General features: G+C 43.3%; 2 protein-coding genes. Both read right to left on the bottom strand.

Annotated features, from left to right (window positions below; translation table 11 throughout):
* Positions 1–470 precede the first annotated feature (470 nt).
* On the bottom strand, positions 471–2,045 hold the full coding sequence (locus tag BHV83_RS13415; RefSeq protein WP_005866428.1) for a RagB/SusD family nutrient uptake outer membrane protein: 1,575 nt from the start codon (positions 2,043–2,045) through the stop codon (positions 471–473).
* 27 nt (positions 2,046–2,072) lie between these two features.
* Positions 2,073–3,956 (bottom strand): SusC/RagA family TonB-linked outer membrane protein (locus BHV83_RS13410; protein ID WP_286757615.1); only part of this gene is annotated, 1,884 nt, incomplete at its 5' end.

Genomic DNA, 3,956 nt, shown 5'->3' with positions numbered 1-3,956 from the left:
TTTCAACCCCGTGAAGTTTTTCAGGAGAAGGTTCTCTAAGATGTGAAGTACCTTAGAAAATAACAGTAAAATCTGTGAAGTAAATTTAGGCATAGTCAGAAGGAAGCAATTGCTTATCCTCTAGCCTGTGTCAAAGTAAAGGATGTTTATGAAGTACTAGTGACTTGGCAAAGTAATATATACTGCGTGGGCAAAATAAGTATATATCCTTTGAGTAAGTCAGTAGTACTGCTCAGAAAATCATTCTTTTTTCTTCACCTTCCAACCGTCCTTCTAACTTAGCAGAATCCAGTATGTCATTTCTTGCTCTTTTGTTTTCATAGTTGAAAGTGAATAATAAGACAACCAAACCAAAATTCTGTATATTATACATTGTTTCATGCAACTTGCTGACTAATCAAGCTACCAAAAAGAGAGGGAAGGATGATCGCTCATTCCCTCCCTCTCTAGCCATCAGTTATTGAAATTTATTATTGAACGGCATAACCCTCATTTTGAGTCAAACTCGGGTTACGTTGCATCTCGTTCAAAGAGATCGGCCATAACAAGTCGGAAGACTTGAAGGTCGCGCCGGAAGCGTTCTTTGCGCCAACTAAGTCAACGTATGTAACCTTACCCTTCTCTGTAGAAGAGATTACAGGGAACTTACCTGTACGCAAACAGTCATCCCAAATCTTGAATTCCAACGGGAACTCACGCAAACGCTCTGTCCAGCATTCCTCGATAAAGGCCTGCTTACCTAATTTCTGAAGATCGGCAGTAATTGCGGCTACCGTCTTACCTTCCATGTTTGCACGAGCCTTAACTTGTGCCAAATAGCCGGCAGCCTCAGCTGTTACACCTTGAGACTGAGCGATAGATTCAGCAGCGTCAAGCAAAGCCTCTGCGTAACGGAAGATATCACGGTCTTTCGTAGAACGTCCTGTGTTCAACAAAGCGTCCTCATCATACCAGAACCAGCAACCACAAGCATTCTCAGGAGCCGTCCAAGTCTTGCCATTATCCGGATTTGTATAATTCCAATGGAAGAATTGATTTGGCTGGATACGTAAGTCGTTTGCCGCATACACGTTCAAGAATTGATTCGTTGGCCCGTATGTACGCTCAAAGATAGAATACGTACCAAATATAGCTGTAGCCGCTGAGTTGAACGCATAAGTAGGCCACCAACCACCGTTACTGATCGTTGCGTTGTACTCATAAGAATAGATAGACTCAGCCAAACCGTCTGTCGTACGGATCTTATTATAGGCAGAACCCAATGCTAAATCATCGTTGGTTGCCAAAGCATGCGGAGAATCGATCACCGTCTTTACCGCAGAAGCAGCGTCGGCATACTTACCTTGTTGCATATAAACGGAAGTCAAAACCATAGCGGCAGCATACTTCGTGATACGGTTACTATTGTTGTAGAAAGTAGCAGCCGGCAAAGCATTAACGGCATCCTTCAAGTCGGATTCGACCTGAGCATATACTTGCTCTACAGAAGCACGCTCCAAATACATGTTCTCCATAGATTCGTACGGCTCTACTGTCAATGGAACACCACCAAAGATCTTCACCAAGTTGAAGTAGTTCCAAGCTCTAAAGAACTTTGCCTCACCGATCAAACGATTTGCCAAAGACTGATCCATTGAGATCTCGGGGATATACTTGATAGCGCCATTAGCTACGTTGATAGCCTTGTAGCAATCATCCCATATACCGTCAATAGTTACGGAAACAGTCATCGTATTCTGCTGACGAGTCAACTCGCGAGAATATTTACAAGTCAGCTCCTGACCTTCATAACTGTTTGTAAAGTAACCGGTCAATTGTCCTGTGATAGAGGCAAACGGACCTACGTAAGCACTACCCGCACCTGTGAGCTTACTTGAAGCTCCCGTACGATACAAATAGTTCACGTTAGCCTGAGCTTGAGCCTCTGTCTGGTAATAATCCGGGGCTGTCAACGATGACTTCGGTTTCTCTTCCAAGAAATCATTACATGCGCTGAACCCGGTTAAACAAGCGCATGCAATCGCTACTGTCAATATTTTTTTCATTTCTAAAAATTCTACTGATTAAATGAATTAAAATGTTACATTAACACCGAACGTGAAAGTTCTCGCTCTTGGATAAGAGAAGAATACCATGTTCTGACCGAACTTATTACTATCACCCTGCGATGTACCCTCAGGATCGTAACCTGTGAAATCGCTAGCAGTAATCAAGAATAAGTTATTCGCACTTGCGTACAAACGCAAAGCAGACAAACCGATCTTGCTAATCACGTTTGAGTCAAAAGTATAACCCAATTGCAACATGTTACAACGCAAGTAAGAACCATTGGCGATCCATTGAGAATCTACTGTCGTATCCTGACCTGCATGGCCTGAGTTACACAAGTAAACAGCCTGTTGCATCGTGTTCGGGTTCGATCCGTTATATGCGTCATATAAGGTCTCAACACCCCATACGAACTGCAAGTCCATCGTCAAATCGAAGTTTTTGTAAGAGAAGTTGTTGATCCAGCTTCCAGTCCAGTCCGGCATACCTTTGCCGATGATCTCTTTCTTATCCGTACGTTTCGCACGACCGATCTGGTTCTTCTCGCACAAGCCGTTATTGAAATCTTCCTCCGTATAAACACCCAAACGTCTGTAGCCATAGAAAGAACTCATGTTCTCACCTACACGCAAGATACTTTCAGAACCACCTACCCAGCTGTTCATCTCGATATCCTCATTATTGTCGCCCAACTGAAGGATCTTGTTCTTGTTGAAGTTTAAGTTAATCGTAGAACTCCAATTGAAGTCTTGTGTCTGAACTGGGCGTGCGCTGATCATTAAGTCCATACCTTGGTTTCTTACAGAACCGATATTCTTATACACTGTCGTGAAACCTGTAGTGTGAGGAATCGGGCAATCCAACAATAAGTCGGTTGTCTTCTTGTTATAGTAAGCTACATCGAAAGACAAGCGGTTCTGCCAGAATCCAATCTCGAAACCAACATCAAACTGACCAGTCTTCTCCCATTTCAAATCCGGGTTCGCCATAGAGCTGATGTAAGAATACGGAGCGCGAATATCGTTGATCAAAAGCGTACCAGAAGAAACACGAGCCAATGACCGATAAGTGTCAATCTCGGAGTTACCAGTCAAACCGTAGCTAGTGTGCAACTTCAAATTGCTGATCGTGCTTTGATCTTGCATGAAATCCTCTTGAGAGATATTCCAAGCCAAACCTGCAGATGGGAAGAACGCATACTTGTTGTTTTCACCAAACTTAGAGGAACCATCGACACGACCTGTTACGGTTGCGGAGTAACGATCTTTATATGTATAAGCGAAACGCAAGAAATAAGAGTTCATCGCCCACCGATCGTAAGAAGACTCAGGAGATGCCGGAGTTGTACCTGCGGACATATTATTGTCCTCAAAGAAATCATCCGAGAAACCTTCTGTTCGTGCCTTATTCCACTTTTGCACACGCTCTTGCCAAGACAAACCAGCCATAGCGTTGATACGATGATCACTGAATACCTTATTGTAAGTCAAGTAAGTCTCCTCCTGCCAATAAAGTGTATTCCAATTTTGGTACTCAGCCCAACCATTCGGCATGGAGATGTTGTTCAAATCGATAGAAGAATAACCTCTATACGTTTTATTATGATGGTCAAGACCTAGTTGAGTCTTCAAATCCAAACCTTCAGCCAAGTGGAATGTCAAAGCGGCGTTACCAAACACCTGCGTGTTGTAGCGCATACGTTTTTGCATATCCAAGATCATGACTGGGTTAGACATACCCTCAAAGCCTAATACATCACCAATGGAAGAAGAGGTAGAAGTGGTATATTTACCATTCTTATCGCGAATCGGCATCCAAGGAACCATCTCGATCATGGTACGACGAGCCTCTTGGCCACCACCATCCTCAGGCGTATAACGCCCCCATGTATGGTTAACCAATACATT

Source organism: Parabacteroides sp. merdae-related_45_40, from assembly GCF_001915675.1.
This window is presented reverse-complemented; position numbering and strand designations above follow the sequence as displayed.

What these genes read in the sequence shown, in the direction of transcription:
- BHV83_RS13415 (WP_005866428.1), bottom strand. Translation starts at nt 2,045, where the DNA reads ATGAAAAAAATATTGACAGTAGCGATTGCATGCGCTTGTTTAACCGGG.